At 42.2% G+C, this 24,898-nt stretch carries 24 protein-coding genes, 3 tRNA genes and 1 pseudogene; 16 read left to right on the top strand and 12 right to left on the bottom strand.

Annotated elements, in window-relative coordinates:
- Position 1: 1 nt before the first annotated feature.
- Positions 2–1,279 (bottom strand): phage/plasmid replication protein, II/X family, encoded by a 1,278-nt coding sequence (locus K0I73_RS09435; protein ID WP_220064180.1) that lies wholly within the window; start codon positions 1,277–1,279, stop codon positions 2–4.
- A 133-nt stretch (positions 1,280–1,412) separates the two neighbouring features.
- Here K0I73_RS09435 and K0I73_RS09440 point away from each other — a divergent pair, with 133 nt between their 5' ends.
- Together K0I73_RS09440 and K0I73_RS09445 are read left to right on the top strand one after the other, a co-directional pair.
- Complete coding sequence (locus K0I73_RS09440) at positions 1,413–1,595, top strand: hypothetical protein (RefSeq protein ID WP_220064181.1); 183 nt, start codon at positions 1,413–1,415, stop codon at positions 1,593–1,595.
- Positions 1,596–2,164: 569 nt separating this feature from the next.
- Entirely contained in the window at positions 2,165–2,383 is a 219-nt protein-coding gene (locus K0I73_RS09445) for a hypothetical protein (RefSeq protein WP_220064182.1), read from the top strand.
- A gap of 341 nt (positions 2,384–2,724) precedes the next feature.
- Here the strand turns inward: K0I73_RS09445 and K0I73_RS09450 are convergent, their stop codons facing one another.
- The 3 genes and pseudogenes from K0I73_RS09450 to K0I73_RS09460 form a co-directional block, all read right to left on the bottom strand.
- Entirely contained in the window at positions 2,725–3,033 is a 309-nt protein-coding gene (locus K0I73_RS09450) for a hypothetical protein (protein ID WP_220064183.1), read from the bottom strand.
- 67 nt (positions 3,034–3,100) lie between these two features.
- A pseudogene (locus K0I73_RS09455) lies at positions 3,101–3,280 on the bottom strand (single-stranded DNA-binding protein); the annotation flags it as partial.
- A gap of 280 nt (positions 3,281–3,560) precedes the next feature.
- Positions 3,561–4,880: a tyrosine-type recombinase/integrase gene (locus tag K0I73_RS09460; protein ID WP_220064185.1), complete on the bottom strand. Its 1,320-nt coding sequence runs from the start codon at positions 4,878–4,880 to the stop codon at positions 3,561–3,563.
- Positions 4,881–5,244: 364 nt separating this feature from the next.
- Between K0I73_RS09460 and K0I73_RS09465 the strand changes: the two genes are divergently transcribed.
- A complete protein-coding gene (locus K0I73_RS09465) occupies positions 5,245–6,816 on the top strand; it encodes a DUF3369 domain-containing protein (RefSeq protein ID WP_220064186.1) in 1,572 nt (523 codons plus the stop codon).
- Between the two features lie 64 nt (positions 6,817–6,880).
- Here the strand turns inward: K0I73_RS09465 and K0I73_RS09470 are convergent, their stop codons facing one another.
- Positions 6,881–7,366, bottom strand: a complete 486-nt coding sequence (locus K0I73_RS09470) for a hypothetical protein (protein ID WP_220064187.1) — start codon at positions 7,364–7,366, stop codon at positions 6,881–6,883.
- Between the two features lie 275 nt (positions 7,367–7,641).
- On the opposite strand from K0I73_RS09470, the gene ccoN reads away from it, so the two are divergent.
- From ccoN to ttcA, 11 genes are all read left to right on the top strand, one after another.
- The gene (gene ccoN / locus K0I73_RS09475; protein ID WP_220064188.1) at positions 7,642–9,069 is read left to right on the top strand and encodes a cytochrome-c oxidase, cbb3-type subunit I; all 1,428 of its coding nucleotides are present in this window, start codon (positions 7,642–7,644) and stop codon (positions 9,067–9,069) included.
- A gap of 12 nt (positions 9,070–9,081) precedes the next feature.
- Positions 9,082–9,687, top strand: coding sequence for a cytochrome-c oxidase, cbb3-type subunit II (gene ccoO, locus K0I73_RS09480; protein ID WP_220064189.1), 606 nt, complete (start codon positions 9,082–9,084; stop codon positions 9,685–9,687).
- Positions 9,688–9,702: 15 nt separating this feature from the next.
- On the top strand, positions 9,703–9,870 hold the full coding sequence (locus K0I73_RS09485) for a cbb3-type cytochrome oxidase subunit 3 (protein WP_220060913.1): 168 nt from the start codon (positions 9,703–9,705) through the stop codon (positions 9,868–9,870).
- Positions 9,871–9,872: 2 nt separating this feature from the next.
- Complete coding sequence (gene ccoP / locus K0I73_RS09490; RefSeq protein ID WP_220064324.1) at positions 9,873–10,841, top strand: cytochrome-c oxidase, cbb3-type subunit III; 969 nt, start codon at positions 9,873–9,875, stop codon at positions 10,839–10,841.
- 109 nt (positions 10,842–10,950) lie between these two features.
- Positions 10,951–11,430 (top strand): FixH family protein, encoded by a 480-nt coding sequence (locus K0I73_RS09495; RefSeq protein ID WP_220060914.1) that lies wholly within the window; start codon positions 10,951–10,953, stop codon positions 11,428–11,430.
- Positions 11,430–13,829 carry a heavy metal translocating P-type ATPase gene (locus tag K0I73_RS09500; protein ID WP_220060915.1) on the top strand — a complete coding sequence of 800 codons (2,400 nt, stop codon included), beginning with the start codon at positions 11,430–11,432 and terminating at the stop codon, positions 13,827–13,829. Before K0I73_RS09495 ends, K0I73_RS09500 begins: the two co-directional genes overlap by 1 nt.
- Positions 13,826–14,011: a cbb3-type cytochrome oxidase assembly protein CcoS gene (gene ccoS / locus K0I73_RS09505; RefSeq protein ID WP_220060916.1), complete on the top strand. Its 186-nt coding sequence runs from the start codon at positions 13,826–13,828 to the stop codon at positions 14,009–14,011. The genes K0I73_RS09500 and ccoS overlap by 4 nt, the downstream gene beginning before the upstream one ends.
- Positions 14,008–14,700: a sulfite exporter TauE/SafE family protein gene (locus K0I73_RS09510; RefSeq protein ID WP_220060917.1), complete on the top strand. Its 693-nt coding sequence runs from the start codon at positions 14,008–14,010 to the stop codon at positions 14,698–14,700. Before ccoS ends, K0I73_RS09510 begins: the two co-directional genes overlap by 4 nt.
- Before the next feature lie 55 nt (positions 14,701–14,755).
- Complete coding sequence (gene etrA / locus K0I73_RS09515; RefSeq protein ID WP_220060918.1) at positions 14,756–15,505, top strand: electron transport transcriptional regulator EtrA; 750 nt, start codon at positions 14,756–14,758, stop codon at positions 15,503–15,505.
- Between the two features lie 94 nt (positions 15,506–15,599).
- Complete coding sequence (gene uspE / locus K0I73_RS09520) at positions 15,600–16,532, top strand: universal stress protein UspE (RefSeq protein WP_220060919.1); 933 nt, start codon at positions 15,600–15,602, stop codon at positions 16,530–16,532.
- 84 nt (positions 16,533–16,616) lie between these two features.
- Positions 16,617–17,570, top strand: coding sequence for a tRNA 2-thiocytidine(32) synthetase TtcA (gene ttcA, locus K0I73_RS09525; protein WP_220060920.1), 954 nt, complete (start codon positions 16,617–16,619; stop codon positions 17,568–17,570).
- 90 nt (positions 17,571–17,660) lie between these two features.
- Here ttcA and K0I73_RS09530 read toward each other — a convergent pair whose 3' ends face one another.
- Positions 17,661–18,281, bottom strand: coding sequence for a DUF2987 domain-containing protein (locus tag K0I73_RS09530; protein ID WP_220060921.1), 621 nt, complete (start codon positions 18,279–18,281; stop codon positions 17,661–17,663).
- Complete coding sequence (locus K0I73_RS09535; RefSeq protein WP_220060922.1) at positions 18,259–19,089, bottom strand: glucosaminidase domain-containing protein; 831 nt, start codon at positions 19,087–19,089, stop codon at positions 18,259–18,261. Before K0I73_RS09535 ends, K0I73_RS09530 begins: the two co-directional genes overlap by 23 nt.
- A gap of 137 nt (positions 19,090–19,226) precedes the next feature.
- On the opposite strand from K0I73_RS09535, the gene yvcK reads away from it, so the two are divergent.
- Entirely contained in the window at positions 19,227–20,138 is a 912-nt protein-coding gene (yvcK, locus tag K0I73_RS09540) for a uridine diphosphate-N-acetylglucosamine-binding protein YvcK (RefSeq protein WP_220060923.1), read from the top strand.
- 57 nt (positions 20,139–20,195) lie between these two features.
- On the opposite strand, the gene K0I73_RS09545 is transcribed toward yvcK, so the two are convergent.
- The 5 genes from K0I73_RS09545 to K0I73_RS09565 form a co-directional block, all read right to left on the bottom strand.
- A complete protein-coding gene (locus tag K0I73_RS09545) occupies positions 20,196–21,389 on the bottom strand; it encodes an amino acid aminotransferase (protein ID WP_220060924.1) in 1,194 nt (397 codons plus the stop codon).
- A gap of 254 nt (positions 21,390–21,643) precedes the next feature.
- Positions 21,644–21,729 (bottom strand) — tRNA-Leu (locus K0I73_RS09550).
- A 40-nt stretch (positions 21,730–21,769) separates the two neighbouring features.
- Positions 21,770–21,843: transfer RNA gene (locus tag K0I73_RS09555), tRNA-Cys, on the bottom strand.
- Between the two features lie 34 nt (positions 21,844–21,877).
- A tRNA-Gly gene (locus K0I73_RS09560) sits at positions 21,878–21,953 on the bottom strand.
- Positions 21,954–22,202: 249 nt separating this feature from the next.
- Complete coding sequence (locus K0I73_RS09565) at positions 22,203–23,639, bottom strand: glyceraldehyde-3-phosphate dehydrogenase (RefSeq protein WP_220060925.1); 1,437 nt, start codon at positions 23,637–23,639, stop codon at positions 22,203–22,205.
- 204 nt (positions 23,640–23,843) lie between these two features.
- On the opposite strand from K0I73_RS09565, the gene K0I73_RS09570 reads away from it, so the two are divergent.
- Positions 23,844–24,683, top strand: a complete 840-nt coding sequence (locus tag K0I73_RS09570) for a DUF2989 domain-containing protein (protein ID WP_220060926.1) — start codon at positions 23,844–23,846, stop codon at positions 24,681–24,683.
- Positions 24,684–24,898 lie beyond the last annotated feature (215 nt).

Here is a 24,898-nt window from a genome sequence, read left to right on the forward strand (position 1 = left end):
CTTAACTTGCTAATCGCATAGTTTGTCTTAGTTGCTGATGTAATGGTTTTGGCTCATGCCAATTTGCTGGATGTTGCTTTGAAAAATCGACATTTACAAACCGAACTAACGGAACCACATTAGAGGACGCAGATGCTTGTAAATTTTGAAGATAGGACTTAGGAATAACAGAGGAAACCTCAGATATTGTTCTATAAAAAGTACGCTCAGGCATAGTGGCCTTGACTTCGTCCCACCCTTCGTGCTTAAGGCTACGAACAAAGCGAAATAATCTATCTGCCTTTGAATAAGTCGTTTTACCCGTTTTAGTCACTGTAAAATATTCGGCACGCAAAGCCGCTCTGACATCGTCATCGTTATATATGTTCACTTGTTTGCCCTCGAAAGTTTTAAATATGTCTTTCCAAGCGTAATCCCATAGATATTGAATCGGACAACAGCGCCTTGACAGGTTTTCACAATGACGAACGAAGTCACCCACATGAGTAGGAAACCCCAAACGCTTAAACGTCTTAGGCAAAATAGAAGCCTCAAAACGTAGCGAGTTTTGCGCAAAAGCTAATACCTCTGGCGCTGTCATTGCTTCAAGCTGTCGTTTATATACGTCCTTTTTTGTGATCTTTAATTTATGCTCGGTTTCTTTAATTTGATGCTGTAACTCAAAATGCTTTAAATATGCTTTTAACTGTTTACGTCTAGATGATTTTTGGCCGTCATTAGAGCTTTTTACACCCCAATAGGCAGTTGTTTCATGTGCTGACTTACTAGAGCGAGTTTGGCCTGATGATAAATTTCTTAACACAGTAATGATGTTTCTTGCGTCAGCTTCACTATCTAAATGGGCCGTGAAAGTGCAATCTATTTGCTTAATCTCGGCACTTCTAAAATCAAGCATTTCAGCCAACCTAGGCATACCCATATTGAATGTGGTCACCAACGATTCAACGCATAAACGAACATCGTCAGAACCGTAAACATTATGACCTTGGAGTAACTTTGCAGGGCTGGCTTTTATCTCAATAAACGGCCAGTAGGTAGAACCACCCGCATGAATCTTAAATGAAAGCGTTGACCAGCTTGAAGGGAGCGATTCGTATGGGTGGCGTAGTGACTCGAAATCATATTGACCGTCATTAAAAGTCACATTGCCAGACTCTAATTTTGCACCGCGGAGATTGCATTCTTTGAGGTCGATAAGGCCAGAAATGCGGTCAGATGCCGTATCTCCAACAACAAAAACCTCATCAAATGGAATTGCAATCCGTAGCAAGTCAATCATCACATGTACACATAAATTAAATAATGATGGTGGATTATAGACACAATATTTATTACATGTAAACACGTATGAAATAAATATATTTAATGATGTATAGTTACACGACCCAGAGAAACATAAGACGAGTTAATTAATGGTAAAAAGAAACGACACGACGGTAGCAATAAACGGCGATAGAAAGGACGCATTACAAGACGCCGCTGTCGATATAACCATAGCAACAAGAAAACCAATAAAACCATCGGTTATTGTCCATTATCTCATTGATAACTATCTGAAAGATGCTGTAAAAGACCTGAAACACAAAGAAAAGTAAACTGTCAATTTGGCAGTAGAGACCACTGTTAAAGTATGTGGTCTCTTTAATGACCCGACCATCATAATTCAAACCCTGATATTGCCTTCGGCCGTCAACATTCATTTCAAAACATAACCAATCAAAAAAAGCGTCTGTCAGGGCGAAGGATTAGCGCAGCAAGCTGCTACATAACTGCTTTACGCTACGCTTCCATCAAGGCTGCGCCTTAATAATCCCAAATAAAAAAGATAGCATTTTAGAAAAACAATTGATTATTTTGATATCATTTGCTTGCTTTATTACGTAGTTTTGCTATCATTAAGGGGTAGAGAGAAACTTAATTGATAGCAGAGGAACAGCAAAATGAAAACATGTTCAATAGAAATTCAAATGCTAGAAAACGGAAGTGTAATGTATACAGCGCAAACTAATGATAGGAATTGGTCAGTAGTAAAGGGTTCTGATGAAGTTATAACTAGCCCAAATGATAATAGCTGTGAATTCATCTTCTCACCTACCCCGATATTAGATATTCAGCAATTCAACGATTTCATGAGAGACATTCTAACAGAGGGAGGAAATATCTAATGGCAATTACAATAAGACTCAACGAAAAACAAGAACAGCAGCTGCAAGAAGCAATGAAACTAACTGGAGAAGCAACAAAATCTAAAACTATTCTTTATTTGATAGAAAACGCAAAGCGACACATTACTGACAGAAAAGAGCTAAACGAACTAAGAAGCGATATTGATAATTTATTTTTCACAATAGACAAGATATCTAAACATAAAATACCCTATTGATAGCAAAAAAGTGTTACCGGTTCGAATTTTTGATTGCAATAAAGAGTTTCCAGGAACAAATATTGATAGCAAAAAATCGTTACCGGTTTCAAATTTTGATAGCAATAACTTCATCCTGGAAAGCAATAATGATGCAATTCGCACAATGCATGTTATGTATAAATATCTACTACGCATCCCTCTCACTGCTCCGCATTTTAGTTCAAGGCAAGTATTCAACATAACATTAATACATTGTGCGCAGTTACGTGTGTGAGGATAAAGAGGTGCCGATAATGTCACTTATCGGCATTAGCGCGTCATTTCTCCTGCGCTCAGGCTTCGCTCGTCGGCATTCCTTGCTATGCCTTAACGATGTCTAAATGGTTCTTCTGCTGTGACTCTACGCAGTTCGCCTTGGCAATGCGGACACTGAATAAAGATTGAGTCAAAATCATCATACCACCACGGCTTATTACAGTTGTTGCATTGCAGCTCTGGCTTATCAGTCCGTTCGACCATGCTGTAGCCACCTTTAATATTGGATAACTTGCATGATGCCTCCTTGATCTCATTAGCGTGTCATCGAGTCGACCCAGTAACACGCAAGCATGAGCAGTTAATCGATGTTGAACATCTTCAACATCGATGCCTTTGAGTAAAAACATCATTGATGTGGCCAATATCTTTGGCGAGTTCAATAGCTTGGTTTAGTTGTTCGTCCATGATGATTTCTCCTTAATTAGCCACTTTTAACGCGTCGCTGCTTGTCTGCTTTGAGAGTTTGCTAATGGTTAGTCCAAAGCGTTTAAGCTCGAGCCCACCAAAGTTATTAACAATGAAGCTTGAGGCATCGATTTGGTATTCGCCGACTGGATACATAGCAGCTGGGTTCTCGACTTGTAGTTTCATCTGAACTGGAAATGCTTCTCTGGTCTGCTCGTGTTTTTATCTCAAGATCTGTTTTAATTTTTGATGACCGGGTTGTTAATTCGCGCCTCATCGTTAAATTATCTGTTTCGCTCCCAATGTCTCCATTTTGTCATGCCGCTAAAAAACTAGATCTCTCTTCTAACTGAATCAACTCGTTAAAGCCTGATTCAATAATTAGGCGCTCACCACTTGGTTTAATTCCGTATTTTTGTAAAAGACATACAGGATTTTTTTATCAACTAAATAGTGATCACCTTTAACTGGATTACTCGATACCTGCTAACGAATCGATTGGCTTATGGACTGTACTCTGATGACGTTCGGTTTGTGTTGTGTGCAAATATTGAGATGTAGTATCGATACTTTCATGCCCAGCATCGGCCTGAACGTGTGAAAGTGGGCGCCTGTATATATTAATGTCGTGTGTAATGCCGGTATGGCGAATGTTATGAGCCGTTAGCTTTCTCATCGACTCTGCGTCTTCGAACATGCCTGCATTTTCAGCGAAGTTAGCGCCATGCTCAATGATCTTTTGCACTTCGTCCCTCACCTGTCTTATACCGAGATTGGCATTTACAAACCCGGCATCTCGACCTCTTCCTGCAGCTTTATGCCTTACAAATAGTGGAGTTTGTTCGTCTGATTTTGGTAAATCACTTAAACCAAGAAAGCGCCTGTAGTCGATTAATGCATCAAGTAATGCGTTAGATATCGGAATGCTGCGTGATTTTCCGCCTTTACTTTTAGGAATATTAAATCTCCAAATTCCGGTTTGCTTATCTTGCACAAACTGACTCATTATAGGGCTATAACCGATACGGGCGCTGACATCGGATACTCTCAAGTAACAGGAGTAAATTAGCTTTATCAGAAACAGACTGCGTTGATGGAGTTCTGGTATTTTCTTGGCTAACTCCTCGACTCCGGAGATAAGATAGGACCACTGCAGCTCAGTAAATGCCAATGTATTTAGATCATCCTCATTAGCTTTATACTTACGCCTTTGTGCAAAACGCGAATGGTTCATCCAAGCTTGAGCTGGGTTGTGTTCACAGAAGTCTTCAGCCATTAAAAAACCGTAAAATGATGATAATATGGCCATTTTCGTTTTCAGAGCGTTGTCGCTTAAGCTATATTGTTGCTCTTCTCCATCGAGTTTCTTACCAACAAATGGCCGCCATTGAGGATTAGGGACTCGTTGATCGCTGGCTTTATCGACCTTGAACTGTGCAACATTGAAATAGCCGATAAGTTCGTTGGGCGGATTTTGACAATATGCTACGAACTTATCCATATCCCGCCGACTGACTTCACCAGGTGACAGCTGCACTACATCGAAACACCAATGTAAAAAACAACTTAGTTCGCTCCGATAGCTTTTGTAGCTGTTCTCATTCTCTCGCTGAGAAAATAGTAAGTCGCAAGCCAATTCATAAACGATACCGGCATCTCTTATCTTATCAATGCTAATCGCTGTAATATGCTGATTAATGATCGGGTTCCCCCGTTCGATAAACTCTTTAGCTTCAAAAAGTGGTAAAACAGGAAACTCGTCTAAGGGATAACATATCTGATCATTTTTCATAGATAATAATGGCTTGGTTAAAATATATTACATGGAGTCTATCACATTTCTAATTTAATCTTACGTTAGCTGCTGATTAATATGCTGTTATTGTGAAAAGCCTTCTCCCAAACTCACCCACTCCATACTCTTTTTATTTGTCTCAACCAACCCTTGCGGAGCTGCACTTCCACGCAAGCATATTATTGTTTTACATGTTACAAGGTCATCCCCTTTAAGGAATGAACTTAAAAGGAAATTGCATTAAAACGCTTCATACATGATCGTAAAATAATCTTTTATTTCATTGACAAACGGCTACCAAAATCTGATGTTGTTCTACAATAACAGTTAGTAGATTATTTTTTAACTGCGGGGATGTTGAATGCTGATCGATATGGCCAAAAAAAGCCCTCTGTTTTCGGGCAGAAAAAAAGCGCCAGAAGAGTGTACTGGTCCAGCTTGGCGTATTTTGATTGTAGATGATGAACCCGATGTTCATACCGTGACTAAACTTGCCTTATCCCGCTTTCGTCTCGACAACCGCCCTATCGAATTTATTAATGCCTACAGTGGTGAAGAAGCTAAAAGCATACTTGAGACTCAAGATGATGTTGCAATGGCGTTTGTTGATGTTGTGATGGAAAGTGATCATGCCGGTTTAGAACTGGTACGCTGGATCCGAGAAGAGAATAAAAACAAGTCGATAAGACTAATACTGAGAACGGGTCAACCAGGTCAGGCACCTGAAGAAGACGTCATTGTAAATTATGACATTAATGACTATAAAGCTAAGGCAGAACTAGACTCAAGAAAGCTGATCACCAGCGTTTATTCGGCCCTTAGAAGTTATCGCGATATTATGGAAATAGAGCAAGCTAGACTAGCTCAATTACGGTATCGAATAGGTTTGGAGCGTGTAGTCGAAGCGACCTCAGGTCTGTTCGAACTTCGAACCCTGCAACATTTTGCCGACGGCCTCTTGACCCAAGTCGCTAATCTCCTCAATCTCAATAGCGAAACTATGCTCATAAGCTGCAACGGCATCGATGCGATGAGTGAGGTGGTAAATACCGATAAGCTCCATATTCTTGCAGGAACTGGTCAGTTTGCTAGTCATCAAGGTAAATCCATACCCGAGCCAATAGAGCAGTTATTAAAAAGAGCACTCAAAGAAAAACAATGCTTGTACGAAAATGATCTCTTTGTTGGTTATTTCCCTGCTAAAAGTGGTTGGATCAATCTGCTATATATGGACAACATCCATACCATTAGCGATCTTGATAAAAGACTCATTGACATCTTCGCTGTCAATGTTGGCGTCGCTTTTGAGAACTTGCTCCTTAACAAAGAGCTTGAAGATACCCAGTCTGAACTTATTTTTCGTTTAGGCGATGTCGTTGAAAGTCGCTCTAAAGAAGCTGCGAACCATGTCAAAAGAATGGCCGAATATAGCTATCGATTAGCACTACTTGCAGGCCTCGACGAACAGCAAGCCGTGTTGATTAAGCACGCCTCCCCTATGCACGACATCGGCAAAATTGCGACCCCTGATTCCATCTTATTAAAGCCTGGAAAGCTCACCGACGAGGAGTGGACCATCATGCGTCAGCATCCTGCTGTTGGTCATCAGATCTTGGGCAATTCAGAACGCCCGATATTGAATGCGGCCGCCATTATTTCGCTTCAGCATCATGAAAAGTTCGATGGTACAGGTTATCCAAGTGGCCTTAAAGGTGAAGATATTCATATCTTTGCTCGTATCGTTGCGATTGCTGATGTATTTGATGCCTTATCCCACGCTCGATGTTATAAACCCGCTTGGCCTATTGAAGACGTTATTGACGAGATCAAACGCGGTGCTGGGCATCACTTTGACCCTGAATTAGCGCAGATTTTTATCGATAATATCGCCATATTTAATAAAGTGAGAGTTGAGCTGTCAGATGAAAACTAACCTGTAGCCGAATGGTAACTGCATAGACGGCATCACCAATATGCTCCTAGTGACAAGTTGTACACTATTTTTGGTTCTCGTTACTGTCTGCTAAGAAATCGAATAGTACAGTCTGTGATTGTCCATCTAGACTGAAACTAACAAACATTCGCCAAACCATATAGTTACTGCTGCACGATCCATATATTAAATTTCCCTGATATCTATTTTCAGTCGTTTGGTTTAAAAAAACAGGGATAACTCCCATAAACATATCTCTTCCTTCGACTCTAACGCTTAGATCACCCACAGATTTAGAGAAGTCTAAATAGACATCTAAAGGCTTTTCGCTAGGGGTATTTGTTGGCGAAATAGCCAAAGATATTGTGAGTTCATTAATCGTTTGAGTACATGTTTTCAAACCGAATTCACATAAGGTTTTATCGACTAAAAATGGCGCTTCAGCACTGGATAAGACGGCTTCTGTTGCTGGTTTTTCTACCTTGGAACATCCAATTAACGTTAAGCTAAACCCTATTGTTAAAGCGGCGGTAGTTTTGTAACTCATCATTCTCGTTAGCACAATTTTTAACCTTTTGAATCAAAGTGTTTACATTCTATATATGTAGTTTGATCTGGATCAATGTTCAGAGCCGCATAATTCCTATCTTTTTTGATATTGCTCAAGTATCATTGCGTTACTCAGCATTAATTTGCGTTAATGTTGTGCAACACATTGACACATTCCAGTTTGTTTCGTAGGGAACAAGCTTTTGAGGTCACTTTACCGGGTAAAGCATGACTTTACTCAAACAATAAGTATAAGTAATAAGCAGTGGAAGCAATATGATGAACCATTCCCAGCCTCAAGGCGCTGATTACAATTACACCGTTGTCCGCCAATTTGCATTAACCACAGTAATGTGGGGAATTATTGGTATGTCAGTTGGTGTATTGATCGCGGCACAGTTAATCTGGCCACAACTGAACTTCGATACTCCATGGTTAACGTACAGTCGTCTTAGACCTCTGCACACTAACGCCGTGATTTTCGCATTCGGTACTTCAGCACTTTTCGCAACATCTTACTATATCGTCCAGCGTACCTGTCAAACCCGTCTATTTGCACCTAAGCTAGCTGCATTTACTTTCTGGGGATGGCAAGCAATCATTTTATCTGCAGTGATCACTCTGCCACTGGGTTTAACCAGTAGTAAAGAGTATGCAGAATTAGAATGGCCTATTGATATCGCCATTACTATCGTTTGGGTAGCTTATGCCGTGGTGTTCTTTGGCACCATAGTAAAAAGAACAACATCGCATATCTATGTGGCGAACTGGTTCTTTGGCGCCTTCATTATAACGGTAGCTGTATTACATATAGTTAACTCTATGGCAGTACCTGTTAGCCTATTTAAGTCATACTCATTGTACTCTGGCGCAGTCGATGCCATGGTTCAGTGGTGGTATGGACATAACGCCGTTGGCTTCCTCCTGACCGCTGGTTTCCTAGGTATGATGTACTATTTCGTACCTAAGCAAGCTGGTCGTCCTGTTTATTCTTACCGTTTGTCTATTGTTCACTTCTGGGCATTGATTGCGTTGTATATCTGGGCTGGTCCTCACCACCTACACTATACCGCTCTGCCTGATTGGACTCAGTCTCTTGGTATGGTGATGTCACTTATCCTATTCGCTCCTTCTTGGGGTGGTATGATCAACGGTATCATGACGTTATCAGGTGCTTGGCATAAGCTAAGAACGGACCCAATTTTACGATTCCTTGTTGTGTCATTGTCATTCTACGGTATGTCTACCTTCGAAGGACCAATGATGGCAATCAAGACGGTTAACGCCCTTTCCCATTACACTGACTGGACTATCGGTCATGTTCATTCTGGTGCGCTCGGTTGGGTTGCAATGGTCTCTATCGGATCGCTTTACCACCTAATCCCAGCTGTATATGGCCACGGTCGTATGTATAGCACTAAATTGATTAACGTACACTTCTGGTTGGCAACAATTGGTACCGTACTTTACATCGTATCTATGTGGATTTCGGGTGTTATGCAAGGCTTAATGTGGCGCGCAGTGAATGCTGACGGCACTTTGACTTATAGCTTTGTTGAGAGCCTTGAAGCCTCTTACCCATTCTACTTTGTCCGTTTCTTAGGTGGTTGTTTCTTCGTGACGGGTATGCTGCTAATGGCATACAACGTGACTAAGACAGTTAAAGCACCAAAAGAATCTTTGCCAGCACTTGCTGAAGCATAAGGAGTAGATCTGATGAAATTTAATCATGAAATAGTTGAAAAGAACATCGGTCTGCTGGGTATCTTCACCGTCATAGCAATTAGTTTTGGTGGTTTGGTACAGATAACTCCCCTTCTGTTCCAAAAAGATACGACTGAACCAGTAGATGGTCTACGCCCGTATTCTGCTTTAGAGCTTGAAGGTCGCGACATCTATATTCGCGAAGGTTGTGTTGGCTGTCACAGTCAGATGATCCGTCCATTGAGAGCTGAAACTGAACGCTATGGTCACTACTCAGTAGCAGGCGAGTCAGTTTGGGATCACCCTTTCCTTTGGGGTTCTAAGCGTACTGGTCCAGATTTGGCTCGTGTTGGTGGTCGTTACAGTGACCGATGGCATGAAGTGCATTTAACGGATCCTCGCGCAGTGGTTCCTCAATCTAATATGCCTGGTTTTCCATGGTTAGCTGAAAACATCCTAGACGGTAAGTTGACGGCTAAGAAAATGGAAGTGTTCCGTGGTTTCGGTGTTCCTTATTCTCAAGAAGATGTCGATAACGCTCAAAAGGCAGTTGAAGGCAAAACTGAGATGCAGGCATTAATTGCATACCTACAGTCGCTAGGTCACGCACTGAAATAAATTGGAGGCAATAATATGGATTACGGCACAGTACAAGGGATTATCACCATTGTTGTAATGTTGACGTTTGTCGGTATTTTTGCATGGGCTTATAGCGGTCGTCGCAAAAAACAGTTTGACGAAGCCGCTAACCTTGTTTTCTCAGATGATGAGGAACTCAAGGACTCAGGAGAACATAAGTGATGATGAGTAGCTTCTGGAGTATTTGGATTACCGTACTCACAATAGTGGTAATCGCGGGATGTTTCATCCTATTGAAACTCGTCTCTAAAAACACCACAGGTGTTGAAGAAGGCAAGTCTATGGGCCATGCCTTTGACGGTATTGAAGAGATTAATAACCCACTACCAAAATGGTGGAGTTATATGTTCTATTTGACAATCGTTTTTGGTGTGATCTATTTAGCGCTTTATCCAGGTTTAGGTAATTTTAAAGGTTTCCTAGGTTGGTCAAGCGCTAACCAAAGCATTGGTACTGAAAATGGCATTAAGGCCGACTCTCAAGCTGCGATTGAACTTGCAGTTAAAGAAGGTCGCTGGGTTCAGTATGACAAAGAAGTTGAGAAAGCCGATGCCAAATACAGCCCTATTTTTAAGGCTTATTTAGCGACACCTCTCGAAGAGTTAGTGAAGAATGAAGAAGCGCTTAAAGTGGGTGGACGTTTGTTCCTGCAAAACTGCGCCCAGTGCCACGGAAGTGACGCGCGTGGTTCAAAAGGCTTCCCTAACCTAACAGACTCTGCTTGGCTATATGGTGGAGAGCTTGCAACAATCAAGACCACAATCATGAACGGTCGTCACGGCATGATGCCGCCTAAAGGTGGATTGCCAATTGATGACTCTGAACTGAAAGGTTTAGCCGAGTACATTGTTAAGCTGTCGGGTCGTGAGCACGACGCTACACTTGCTGCTCAAGGCCAAGGTTCATTCATGAAAGGTTGTTTTGCTTGTCATGGTATGGACGGTACAGGTAACAAGTTTATGGGTGCACCTAACCTAACAGACAGCGCATGGCTCTATGGCGGCAGCCGTGGCGTGATCATGGAAAGCATCAAAAACGGTCGTTCAGGCGTGATGCCTGCCTGGAAAGACGTTTTAGGTGAAGAGAAAGTTCACGTGATTGCTGCTTACGTATATAGCTTGTCAAACAAGTAGTTACATAGATACAACATCAAGGCCTCGAATAGATCGAGGCCTTTTTTTTAGGTGCGATTCACCGTAATTAGCGGTAAAATGTGCCCAACAAAAACGACAGGTAGTACCCATGAACAAACCGCAAGCTTGGTATAAACAGTTTTGGCCTTGGTTTCTGATCATTTTGCCGCTTTTCGCCGTCATCGCCAGTGTTAATCTGTTGATGATCGCAATTGATAATAAAGACTCATTAGTGTCTGAGGATTACTATAAAGATGGTAAAGCCATCAACATGGATCTAGGTAAGTTAAAGCATGCAAAACAGTTAGGAATGCAGTTTGAGTTAACCCTCGACGATTCCGAAGTCATGCTGAGTCAGCATGGCGGAGAAGCCTATCAAGCAGCATTAAGCGTTGAGTTTTTCCACCCAACCATACAAAAGCGCGACTTTGGACAAATAGCGACCGCTGATGGCCAAGGCATCTATCGAATTAAATTGGATAAGCCGATCAGTGGCGAATGGGAAGTGCGACTCGAAGGATACGATAAATCATGGCGTATCCAAAAGCGCCTTGATCTTAAAGATGACGCGCAATACTGGCTAAATTAATGAGTCAGGTAGCCTGTTTTCATTGCGGCGAGCCAGTGCAAACTGGCTCGCAATTTACGACGCTGATCAATGATCAACTTCAACCTATGTGTTGTCCTGGTTGCCAAGCGGTTTCCGCTGCAATTATTGATGCAGGGCTCACTAATTATTACAAATATCGCACCGAACCCGGTAGTAAACAAACTGCGCTGGTTCCCGATGAGTTGACCACCTACTCCGCTTTTGATTTAAAAGAAGTCCAACAGGACTTTGTTCATACCAGTGATGCAACATGTAACGTGTCGTTGACCATAGATGGCATCACTTGCGCCGCTTGCGCCTGGCTCATCGAACATAAACTCAAGACAGTACCAGGTATTAATAGTATTTCGGTCAATACCACCACAGAAAGAGCGTTAGTTAACTGGGACCCTACAATAGTAAAACTCAGTGAAATTTTAACCCTTATTAGCCAGATAGGTTATCAAGCTGCACCTTATCAAGTCGATGACGAAGAGATCCAAAGTAAGAGCAATAGTCGGAAATTTTTATTGAGACTTGGATTAGCCGGCTTTGCGACAATGCAAGTGATAATGTTTGCACTCGCGCTATACTCTGATTACTTCACCGACCTTGATATCGAATATCGCGATTACTTTCGCTGGGTCAGCATGATATTTGCGGCCCCAGTCGTATTTTATTCTGCTCAGCCATTCTACTTTAGCGCGTTAAGGTCCATGTTATCGGGTCGACTCAACATGGACGTCTCTGTATCCATTGCCATATGTGGTGCCTATATCGCAAGTTGTATCGCAACGGTCAGTGGTCAAGGTGAAGTCTATTTTGAATCGGTGAGTATGTTTACCTTCTTTTTACTATTGGGCCGCTTCTTCGAACAAAATGCGCGCCAGAAGGCCTCTGTAAGTTCTAATAATCTTCATAAATTGATCCCGCTAACGGCCAACCTTATCGATGCACAAGGCCAGCATAGTGAAGTCCCCGCCAAGCGGCTAAAAATAGGAGACCTCATTTTAGTTAAACCTGGCGAGGTCATTGCTGCCGATGGTGAATTAGTTAATGGTCGCAGCAGTATTAATGAAGCAATGTTAACCGGTGAGCAGATGCCCGTTGCCAAAGTTGCAGGCAGCCAAGTGTTTGCTGGCACGATCAATGTTGACCATCCTATCGAAGTTAAAGTCACCGCCATAGGTCAAGATCAACTTGTCGCCGAGATCATCCGCTTACAAGAAGCGGCCTCCAACAATAAACCCAAAGTCGCACTCTATGTTGACACGATTTCCAATTATTTTACTTGGACAATCCTTATCGTTGCCGGGTTAACCTATATGGTATGGAAAACCTACTGGCCAGAAGACGCCTTTTGGGTGACCTTATCAGTGTTGGTTGCTACCTGCCCCTGCGCCTTGGCGTTAGCGACGCCCACCGCAGTAACCTGCGCTACGGGTCTATTTACTCGTATCGGCGTTGTGGCTAAAAAGCCTGGCGTCTTCGAAAAGCTACCCAAGATTGAACATGTGGTATTTGACAAAACCGGTACGCTGACATGTGGCAGTCTGACGATTGCCCATATCGAACTCTACAGTGATCTCTCTGAGCAAAGAGCCTTATCGATTGCAGCTGCATTAGAGTCCAGTTCGCTTCATCCTATCGCTCGCGCATTCGAAAAATACCGTGATAATTCGATTTTAACCCACAAAAACAGAAACCTTTCTGGCTTGGGGATCAAGGCCAATATCGACGATGGGACCTTCTTCATCGGCAGCGCACGTTTTATCAACGCCGAGCTCAATATAGAATTGCCAACGATCGGTCATCAGGCTGTTTACCTTGCTAATCAAGCCAACCTGATCGCGCGATTTGATTTAGTCGATGAGATCAGGCCTGATGCGGCTGCTACTGTAAACCAGCTTAAAGCGATGCACTGCGATGTCAGTATTGCCAGCGGCGATAGTTCATCACATGTTGACGAAGTCGCGGCATCGATCAGTATCAATAGCGTATATAAGTCACTAAAACCAAGTGAGAAACTCGCGCTGATTGAATCATTGCAAAAGAGACAAGCAGTGGCAATGTTCGGCGATGGCATCAATGATGCGCCAGTGCTTGCGGGAGCCAACTTGTCCATTGCGATGGGGAGTGGCGCCGCAGTCACTAAAAACAGCGCCGATCTTATTTTGCTTGGCGATCAGCTATCGCGTTTCGTCGATGCAGTGAAAATAGCCAAATTAACTGGTAAGGTTATCCGTCAAAACCTATTATGGGCGCTTGGCTATAACTTTTTTATTATTCCTCTCGCCGTGACGGGCCATGTTGTTCCCTATATCGCCGCCATCGGCATGTCCGCCAGTTCATTAATCGTTGTGGCAAACAGTCTTAGACTTCTAAAGGTTCGAGTATGAGTATTATCTATGTGTTAATTCCGATAGCCATGTTGTTTGTATTGATTGCCGTTGGGATTTTCTTTTGGGCGGTGAAATCTGAGCAATTTGATGATCTTGACCGTCAGAGTGTTTCTATCTTGTTCGACGATGACATAAAGAAACCGAAAGAAGCCGCTCAAGATGAGTCGAAACCACTTTGATTGATTTCACCATTACAGGCGCATTTCTCGTTGGATTGATGGGCGCGGGTCACTGCATCGGTATGTGTGGTGGACTTGTTGGTGCCTTCTCCCAGCAGCTACCTAAGCCGACAGGGCAAAATATTCTTGCGGCTCAGTTACAGTTTATATTGAGCTACAATTTTGGACGTATCTTAAGTTATACCATCGCAGGTGCGTTTATTGGTGGCTCCGCGAGCTTACTTAGTACCCTTTTTAGTCTTGATCTATATTTAGTCAGTATGCGAATTTTCGCAGGTTCGATGATGATCGCAACAGGTCTATATATCGCGCAAATATGGTCCGGCGTTGTACAAGTTGAAAGATTGGGTAAATGGATATGGAAGTATATTGGGCCTGTCGCTAACAAGCTGTTACCGATAAAAAATTTGAAACAGGCTTTCGTGGCGGGTTTGCTCTGGGGTTGGCTGCCGTGTGGCTTGGTCTATAGCACATTGACTTGGGCGGTTGCGGCAAATAGCGCTCAGCAAGGGGCATTAATCATGGCGGCGTTTGGACTGGGGACCCTTCCTGCCCTAGTTAGCGCGGGAGTTGCAGCGCAGTTTTTTGCGCAACTGGTAATGAAGCGTGCGGTACGTATATTCAGTGGTTTGATACTGGTAAGCTTTGGCATACACACTTTGTATATTGCATTTGCTCAGCTTAGCTAGCTCAGTTAATTAAATTAGTTTAACATAAGGCTAATTGTGAAATTCGAGAGAGATTATGACAGATCATATTAAAAGTCGTCGTTCGGCAGTACCCGGATGCGCCATTCATTGTCATGACTGCAGTATGGGAACCTTATGCATCCCTTTCACGTTAAATAACAATGAGCTTGATCAACTCGATGAGATCATTGAACGTAAAAAACCAATCCAGAAAGGCGAACAAATCTTCAAATCGGGGGACTCACTTAAGTCTCTCTACGCCATCCGCTCTGGTACCATTAAGAGCTACACTATTACCGAACAAGGTGATGAGCAAATTACTGGCTTTCATTTAGCTGGCGATGTGATTGGTTTTGACGGCATTCACTCTCAAATTCATCAAAGCTTTGCTCAAGCATTAGAAACATCGATGGTCTGTGAAATCCCCTTCGAGACACTCGATGATCTATCGGGCACTATGCCTAAGTTACGTCAACAAATCATGCGATTAATGAGTAACGAAATTCAAAGCGATCAGGAGATGATCTTACTCTTGAGTAAGAAAAATGCCGAAGAGCGCTTAGCCGCTTTCATCAGCAATCTTGCGAATCGCTTTGGTAACCGTGGTTTTTCACCTAAAGAGTTTCGTTTAACCATGACTCGCGGTGATATTGGTAACTACCTAGGATTGACTGTTGAAACCATTAGTCGATTATTAGGGCGATTTCAAAAGGCAGAATTGATAGAAGTAAAAGGAAAGTACATAACGATTATCAATTTTGACTCTTTGAACAAACTAGCTGGAAACAACAAGATCGGTCGCTAAATATACGATATAAAGGGCAAATTTGATCTAAAACAAGGCAATTTGCTCTATATCGATCATTATTAAATTACCACATCAGATAAAGGAATCATCTATGAAGGACTATAATAAAATCCTTGTTGTAGTGGATCCAACTAACGACAAACAACCTGCCCTCGCAAGAGCCGTTGAATTGGCTTCTAAGAATCAAGCCGCCATTTCGGTATTTCTGTCCATCTTCGATTTCTCCTATGAAATGACCTCGATACTTTCTGGTCAAGAGCGTGAAGCAATGCGCCAAGGCGTTATCGCCCAGCGCAAAGCATGGTTAGAAGATCTGCTAGAGGAATATGAAAATAGCGGTGTCTTAATTGAAAGTGAAGTTGTCTGGCATAATCGTCCATTCGAAAGCATTATTTTACATGCCATCGAAGGTGATTTTGATCTGATCGTTAAAGGCACCCATCAACACGATAAGTTAAAGTCGGTAATTTTCACGCCAACTGATTGGCATTTAATGAGAAAAGCGCCAGTACCTGTACTCTTAGTTAAAGAACACGACTGGCCCGTCAGCGGTAAAATTTTATGTGCTATCAACGTCGCTTCAGAAGATGACGATCATCAAACCTTAAACGGTAAAATTATTGAGCACGCACAGGATCTGGCCAAGAAATTTGATGCACAAGTGCACTTAGTTAATGGCTACCCAGGCACTCCTGTTAATCTGGCCATAGAGCTCCCCGACTTCGATGCGCATACCTATAGCGAAACGATTCGGATGCAGCATGAGCAGCGCGTTTGCTACCTAGCCAATAACTACGGTATTTCAAGTGACTTTTGCCACATAAAGGAAGGTTTACCTGAGGATGTTATTCCCGAGCTTGCAGAGCAACTCGATGCCGAGCTGGTGATCTTAGGTACAGTCGGGCGAACAGGTTTTTCAGCCGCCCTTATCGGTAATACCGCCGAGCATGTTATCGATAGCATTAACTGCGATTTGCTGGCAATAAAACCCGATGGTTACAAGTCGCCACTAGAAGATGAGTAAGCCTACAAGCTTCGCTTCTTAAGCCGATTTTTTTACGCTATACTACGCGCCCAGAATTTGATGATACTAGGCGCGTTTTTTATTATGTCCGATGATACCCTCTCAAAAAAGCAGATCACTAGGTTAAATAAGCTCCAAAAACGTCTTCGACGTGAAGTAGGCTCTGCTATTGCCGACTACAACATGATTGAAGAGGGTGATACGGTTATGTGCTGCCTTTCTGGCGGTAAAGACAGCTATGCAATGTTAGATATATTAATTAACTTGCAGCAGCGTGCTCCTGTATCATTTAACTTAGTCGCAGTGAACCTCGATCAGAAACAGCCAGGATTCCCTGAAGATATTTTGCCGGCTTATTTAGATACCTTGAATGTGCCTTATCATATCTTAGAGAAAGATACCTACTCGATTGTTAAAGATAAAATACCAGAAGGTAAAACCACTTGTTCTCTTTGTAGCCGTCTAAGACGAGGCACGCTTTACGGCTTTGCTCAGAAAATTGGTGCCACCAAGATCGCCCTTGGTCATCATCGGGACGACATCATTGAAACCCTATTTCTCAATATGTTCTATGCGGGCAAACAGAAAGCTATGCCGCCTAAGCTCCGCTCTGATGATGGTGCGAATGTGGTGATCCGTCCCCTAGCCTACAGCCGTGAAAAAGATATTGCAGAATATGCAGAACTGAAAGAGTTTCCCATTATTCCTTGTAACCTGTGTGGCTCACAAGAAAATCTTAAGCGCGCAGCAATCAAAGAGATGTTAAATACTTGGGACAAACAGTTTCCAGGCCGCTTAGAAACCATCTTTACTGCGATGCAGAATACGAGTCCTTCTCAAGGTGTTGATCGTTCTCAATTTGACTTTGTCTCACTCAAGCAAGATCCTGATGCACCGATGAAAGGTGATGTTGCTGAATCAGATCTGCCTGCATTCGACTTTCTCGATTTAGCGAACAGTGGTCACATCGATTTAGATGCAGCAAAGCGTAACACCGATAGTTTGAAAATTGATGTGGTCAGCACATATACACCGTAAATCACGTTAAAAGAGACGCGCTACCGTTAGCATTGGCTCTTTGAGAAATAGAAAACCCTCAAAGTAGAGGGTTTTCTAGTTTAATGAGGCCTACTTACTGACCCAGGGACTAACAACGCTAGGTTCATGACTGAAAGATAACTCAGTCATGTCATTGATATGCTGACGAGATAATCTAAATATCCCTTCGATTAACTCCAGCTTACCATCGATCGTAACCGTCGCAGGCTCAACAAACTCAAAACTGATACCCGCGATATCGTCAGTGAAATATCGCATCGGAAATCCCTGCATACTATGAAGCAATTCATCCATTTGTGCTTGAATCGCAAATAGATCTGCCTGACTATAATCAGTGCTCGTTCGCTTGGCTCTTATCTGCATCGCAACACCGCATTGGCGTGCATCATTTTCCATCTGTAAATTGATTAGTGCTCGATCAGATTTAAGCCGTTCGTCAAAGGGAATAAACACTCTTTGTTCTGCCGTGATGGTCAGTGGAAACTGCTCTTTTTCGGTGCTAATAAAACCGTCTCTAATGATACACCCATTATCTTTGGGCACCGAAAATGCGAGTTCGATGAGTGGATAGTGTCCTTTATTTACCTGTTTCAACCTTTGATAAAACCCTTGATATTCAAGAGATATAGGAGATGACTGTGCTACAAAACTAGCAGCAAATAGGCAACTAAACAGCAGGCCTTTGTTCATTATTTTCCACCAAATATTGATTGTTATGACGTAACATTTCAAGTAACTCATCGATGTAAGCTTCTTGACGTTCAGAATAATTCATTAAACCGTATACCAGTTTATCCGCGGTAACGTGCTGGTCTTCAGCTCTAAGATCTGCCCTTATTGCTCTTAATAAGGAATAAGCGGCATTTGAATTTAGATTTCGCATATAGGAGCCAACTGATTCATCGACACTCTTAAAAACCGCGACTTCATGACTCATTCCCGTGGTACGAGATTGTGGTACAAGCCCACAGCCCTTTTTAAAACACCATTGACCAAAAAAGTTAAGACCTTCTTTAGCAAATCGACTACTTCCCCAGCCAGTTTCATTAGCCGCCTGAATAAGTACAAGGTTTTCAGGAATAATATCAACGCGAACAAGCAGGTTATCTAAGGTGTCCTGATTAACACGGCGCATGGCATACTGGTATTTACTCGCAATCTTTAAGATCCGAAACTCTTCCGCCTCTGATAACGTTAATTCGTCAATAAGATGCTGGCGAGTCTGGAGCAGGAATTTTCTCTCATCAGTGATAATTGCGTTGTGATGAGATATAGCAGGACGCAGAAAATCAAAAAATGCTTGTTTCTTATCACCAACATCAGCAATGGCTTCAAAGTCTGGAATCGCACTGTATATGAGTTTATTTTTTAACAGTTTTCCACTTCTTTGTTGCTCTTGAGTCGAATCTTGCTCGATCAATATCAGTTTAATCGCTAACAAAGCCAAAACCACAATAGCTAATGACAATATGAGTTTGTTTATTAGTCCTGTTTTCAAATTAGCTCGCTCTTGTTTGTCCTATATCGCGATGATTATATGTCATCTGGCTATTTTAACAAAACCGCTATGCTAAGCGATGTTATTGGATATAATGAACACCGTTGGATCAGGGGATTCAGGAAGGAAAAACCCGAATGCAAGACTATGCACTTAATCAATTTTCAAATGTAGTAGCAATAGGTGGAGGCCATGGACTTGGCAGAGTTCTCTCCTCGTTATCGTTTTTAGGCCCACGTCTAACTGGAATTGTTGCCACCACAGATAATGGTGGTTCTACAGGCCGTTTAAGACAAGAGCAAGATTGTATTGCCTGGGGCGATCTACGTAACTGTTTATCACAACTTGCAAGTCGTCCCTCAATCGGCTCGTTATTATTTGAATATCGTTTCGAAGGTAATAGCGAATTAACGAATCATAATTTGGGTAATCTAATCCTTCTTGCGCTGGAACAGTTGTGTGTCAGACCACTCGATGCGGTAAATCTAATCCGTAAGTTGCTAAATATTGAGACAAAAGTGATCCCGATGTCTGAGCAACCAACTCACTTAGTCGCAATTCAATCTTGTGGTAACCGCATATTTGGTGAAGTGCAAGTTGATGAGATGAAGGAAGACCCTATCGCACTATCGCTTGAGCCCATGGTCGAAGCGACCCATGAAGCCTTCATGGCGATAGAGAATGCCGATTTAATTATCTTAGGGCCAGGTAGCTTTTTGACCAGCATTATGCCCCCGCTGTTATTACCTTTGCTTAGCCAAGCGTTAAGCCGATCTAATGCAAAAATTATCTTAATCGAAAATCTTACCGAAGAGCCATCGGCCGCCGCGAACTTTAGTTTGGAAAAGCGCTTGCATTGGTTTATGCAGGTGCTAGGAAATAAAGCTGTCGATCACGTTTTATGTGATGGTAAGTCGCACACCACTGAAGGTAATATTACATACTTTCCGCTACGCAGCAGGCATCATGTCGCTCTTCACGACCGTCAAGCATTAGTCGACGCCTTATCCTTAATTGTAAAATCACCAGCACTTAGCGCTGTAGGGTAAAAAAATCCCATTGTGAAGTGACAATGGGATTTTAAAATCATGAGTTCTACTAATAGATTAAATAACTTGTGCTATCGCTTTACAGATCACGGGCATATTGTCACGAGTCATACCTGCTACACTAATTCGCCCTGAACCGACGATATAGATACCAAACTCTTCTCTTAGGCGTTCTACTTGTGACTTGTTCAAACCTGAAAAACTGAACATGCCATTTTGACTAGAGATAAAACTGAAATCTTGTTCCACCCCTTCAGCTTTTAACATATCGACAAAAAGTACCCGCATCTGAGCAATACGTTCTCTCATCTCTTGTAGCTCTGATAACCATAGACTCTTTAACTCTTCGTCACCTAAAATGGTAGAGACGATCAACGCACCATGCGCAGGCGGATTAGAGTAGTTACCACGAATGGTACTTTTTACCTGACTAAACGCCGTATCTGCGGTTTCTTTGTCTTTCGCGACAATCGTCACCGCACCAATACGCTCATTATAAAGACCGAAGTTTTTTGAAAAAGAGTTAGCAACAATCAACTCTGGGACCACGTTCGCTACGGCGCGTAAACCTTGTGCATCTTCCTCTACGCCATCGCCAAATCCTTGGTAAGCAAAGTCAAATAGCGGAATCAACTCTTTTTCTAAACACAGCTGAGCAATGACGTCCCATTGAGTCGCATTAAGATCTATGCCCGTTGGATTATGGCAACAACCATGTAGAAGGACGAGATCGCCAATAGTGGCTTGCTCAAGATCGGCCAGCATCGCATCGAAATCCATAGCGTGCGTTGCGGCATCATAGTAGTTGTACTGTTTAACTTCGAGACCAGCCGACGAGAAAATATTGTTGTGGTTTGCCCAGGTAGGATTACTCACCCAAATGGTCTTCGAATTGGTATTACGAACCACAAATTCTGCCGCAACACGTAACGAACCTGTTCCACCAGGAGCTTGTGCAGTAGCAGCACGCTGCGCGTTAACAACATCGCTATCGGCACCAAACAATAGCGTTTGTACCGCATGGTTATATGCCTGAACCCCTTCAATCCCTAGATAGCTTTTACTCGTTTCCTTACCTAGCAGTTTTTGTTCAGCCAATTTAACCGACTTCAGTATGGGAGTCTGACCTGACTCATCCTTATAAATACCGACACCCAAATTGACTTTATCGGACCTTGGGTCCGCTTTAAATGAATCGGTAAGGCCAAGAATTGGATCTGCGGGAGCCAGTGCTACCTGGTTAAATATCATGACGGCATTCCTAAAATAACGTTTTAATGTAGGGTTCGCCGCTATTTATACCACTGTCATCTTATGCTTCATAGTGGATTTTATTCAACGTAACAATTTTTCCACTTCAATGAGATTTACCGCAATATTTGGGGGTTTTAATGCAGTAAAGCTGAAGAATGTTTGATAAAGATAGATATTATTTGAAAGCTGCTCTTGGCGATGAAAAACAAAAAAGCCTCAACAGGTGTTGAGGCTTTTTTGTCATCTAAAGATGGTACCCGTGGCCAGACTTGAACTGGCACGCTTATTCAGCGAGGGATTTTAAATCCCTTGTGTCTACCGATTCCACCACACGGGCAAAGTGTGCGTTTTACCGTCAAAAACGGGAAAACTAAAAGTGGAGGCGCGACCCGGAGTCGAACCGAGATCGACGGATTTGCAATCCGCAGCATAGCCATTCTGCCATCGCGCCTTATATCGAAGGCGTTAAACCAATATCTAGATATTGGAGCGACATATCGGGTTCGAACCGATGACCTATACCTTGGCAAGGTATCGCTCTACCAACTGAGCTAATGTCGCATTTTTAATACTTTCAACCTCAGTCATGTCAGCTTTAAAAAGCTTTCCCCTGACTGCGGAAAGGAATTCTACCGATTTACCCAAAAGAGTCAACGCTATTTTTAGTAATAATTGAGTTTAATTAACTGTTTGCTGCAATATTCACCTTTATGGTTTTTTGTTAATCAGCAAGATCACATTTTTGATAAAAAAACGCCCTAGTCGTTGCTAGGGCGTTTAAATTCTCTATCGGTTGTACGCTAAAATGTTTTATGCAACAGGCAAAGATTGGTAATTAAGTCCCAACATTTTCTGCATAACACCAACGACCTGGCAACTATAACCAAACTCGTTGTCATACCATACATAAAGAATCGTTCGATTGCCTTCGGCAATCGTCGCTTGTGAATCAACAACACCAGCATAACGTGAACCGACTAAGTCTGAAGAAACGATCTCGGTAGATTCGGTAAAATCAACTTGATTTTGAAGCTCTGAACATAACGCCACATTACGCAGGTATTCGTTCATATCTTCTTTATTCGTTTCGCCATTCAAATTCAAGCTAATAATAGCCATAGATACGTTTGGCGTTGGTACGCGAATCGCGTTACCTGTAAGTTTACCAGCGAGTATGGGTAGCGCCTTAGCAACCGCTTTAGCTGCACCAGTCTCTGTGATTACCATGTTGAGTGGTGCACTACGACCACGACGATCCGCTTTGTGGTAATTATCAATTAGGTTCTGATCATTGGTATAAGAGTGAATCGTCTCTACGTGACCATTAATAATCCCGTACTTGTCGTTAACCGCTTTTAAAACTGGCGTGATAGCATTTGTGGTACAACTTGCAGCTGACACTATCGTATCTTCATCTAAAATGTCACTTTCGTTAACACCATAAACGATATTCTTAATTGCACCTTTAGCTGGCGCGGTCAAAAGTACTTTTGATGCCCCTTTTGACTTAAGATGTAAACCAAGACCATCTTCATCTTTCCATATACCCGTATTATCGACGACTAACGCATCATTAATACCATATTGGGTATAATCGATTTCATCTGGAGAGTTTGCATAGATGACCTGGATGTAAGTGCCGTTTGCGATGATGGCATTATTCTCTTCATCGACTTCTACTGAACCGTTGAATGGTCCGTGTACAGAGTCGCGACGAAGCAAGCTTGCACGTTTCTCTAAATCCCCTTTACGGCCGCCACGAAGAACGATTGCACGCAAACATAATTTGTTGCTCACACCTGTTCGTTCAATCAGTAAACGCGCTAATAGACGTCCAATACGACCAAACCCATATAAAACAACATCTTTAGCCTGTTGGTTATCTTCATGGTCGATTGCAGAGGCTAATTCATGGGCCATATAAGCTTCTACTTGGCTTGCATCTGAGTGTTCACGCCAATAGTTAACCGCCAATTTACCGATATCGACTTTGCATTGCTTTACTGCAAGTTTGCTAAGTGCTTCTACAAACGGGAAGCTTTCGCGCAATCTTAATTTATCACCTACATGACGGCGCACTAAACGGTGCGATTTGATGATTTCTATTGTGGAAGCGTTTAGAAGAGGTTTACCATACAAAACCACCTCTACACCTTGATTACGATATAATTTACCCAGTAAAGGCTGCATAGCCTCTGCCATTTCGAAACGTTCTTGCCAACTTTGTAGGTGTTTATCAGCGGTCATTACAGATCCTTTATCTCACTTTAACTACATTTATTTGTAGAAATGTTTGAGTAACAAAAAGAAAAGACCAATACTCTATTATTATCGGAACGTGATTCCAGTTATTGGTCGGCGCCATTGTAATGAAAAGTCGGCTTTCGATCTAGTAAGATATTTTCTCTAACCATGTAATAATATTAGATAAAATCACATAAGGAAGGTCATTTGAGAATAAATTTTGTAATCATTACACCATTATTATCTCTTTTGGCTATTTTGGGGCTATTTGGATGTGATAATGCCGTTAATACAGACACTATATGTAAAAATAATCCTGAGCTTTGTGACGATTTACATCGCGACAGTTGGTGTCGTTATGAGAAATCCGATCTGATCCAAAAGCGCTATGCCATAAAGAACACCGCAGCGCCCTCTGGAAAGCAAATTTATCAACTCCTTATCAATCTCGAAAACTATAATAAGTGCATCGAATTGGCCGCCGGTGTTCAACACATACTTCATCCAGAACGGACTAATGATAGAGTGAGAGCATTTGGCATCAGTGCGCAAGACCTAGCCGAGCTGAGAGATTCAACCAAAAATAGCACAGACCTCTACCTTTCCTTTTACCATTGGATAAGATTGGGCGATCAACAAGCTCAAGCGAGAGTGATCAAAATGGAGCGCGCTAGTGAAGTGAAAGACCCATTAATACTGGCCCATCTAGCATCCTATTATCAAAAGACGGATCTCAACAAAGCGAAAAGCTTATATCTTGCACTGTTGGATGTTGCAACTGGAGAGGAGTTTGATCCTAATTGGTTACTCGGCCTAGCCAGTATTTACCGCGAAGAGAACAATTTGGAAAAGACCTACCTTTTTTCCAAAGCCAATGTCTTGATGACGTCTAATACCGCTTCTGCTGACAAGATGAGTGCGCTAGTTAACGGCGATACTAAGCTTGAGGCCTTGTTGACAGAACAAGCTGAGACCTTAGTCAATCATCTAAATAAAGGTGACTATACTTCTAGTGAAATTAGGCAGCAGCTAAATCGCGCAAATTAGGAAGCAGACGCTATGCAGCGTGCTCTCGGCAAAATGTTTGCCACTAGTACTTTTTTTACATAAAAAGACTTACTTTTTGTAAAAAACCTGACCATTGTAAAGAAAACAGTAAAATTGTTAACCTAAATTACCAAATATTGGGGATATTACTTGACGATAGCTGTCAATTTGGTAATTTTACTACCAGATTATTTTTATACATTTACCTGAGGGAT

The sequence above is a fragment of the Shewanella mesophila genome (assembly GCF_019457515.1).
GTDB lineage: Bacteria > Pseudomonadota > Gammaproteobacteria > Enterobacterales > Shewanellaceae > Shewanella > Shewanella mesophila.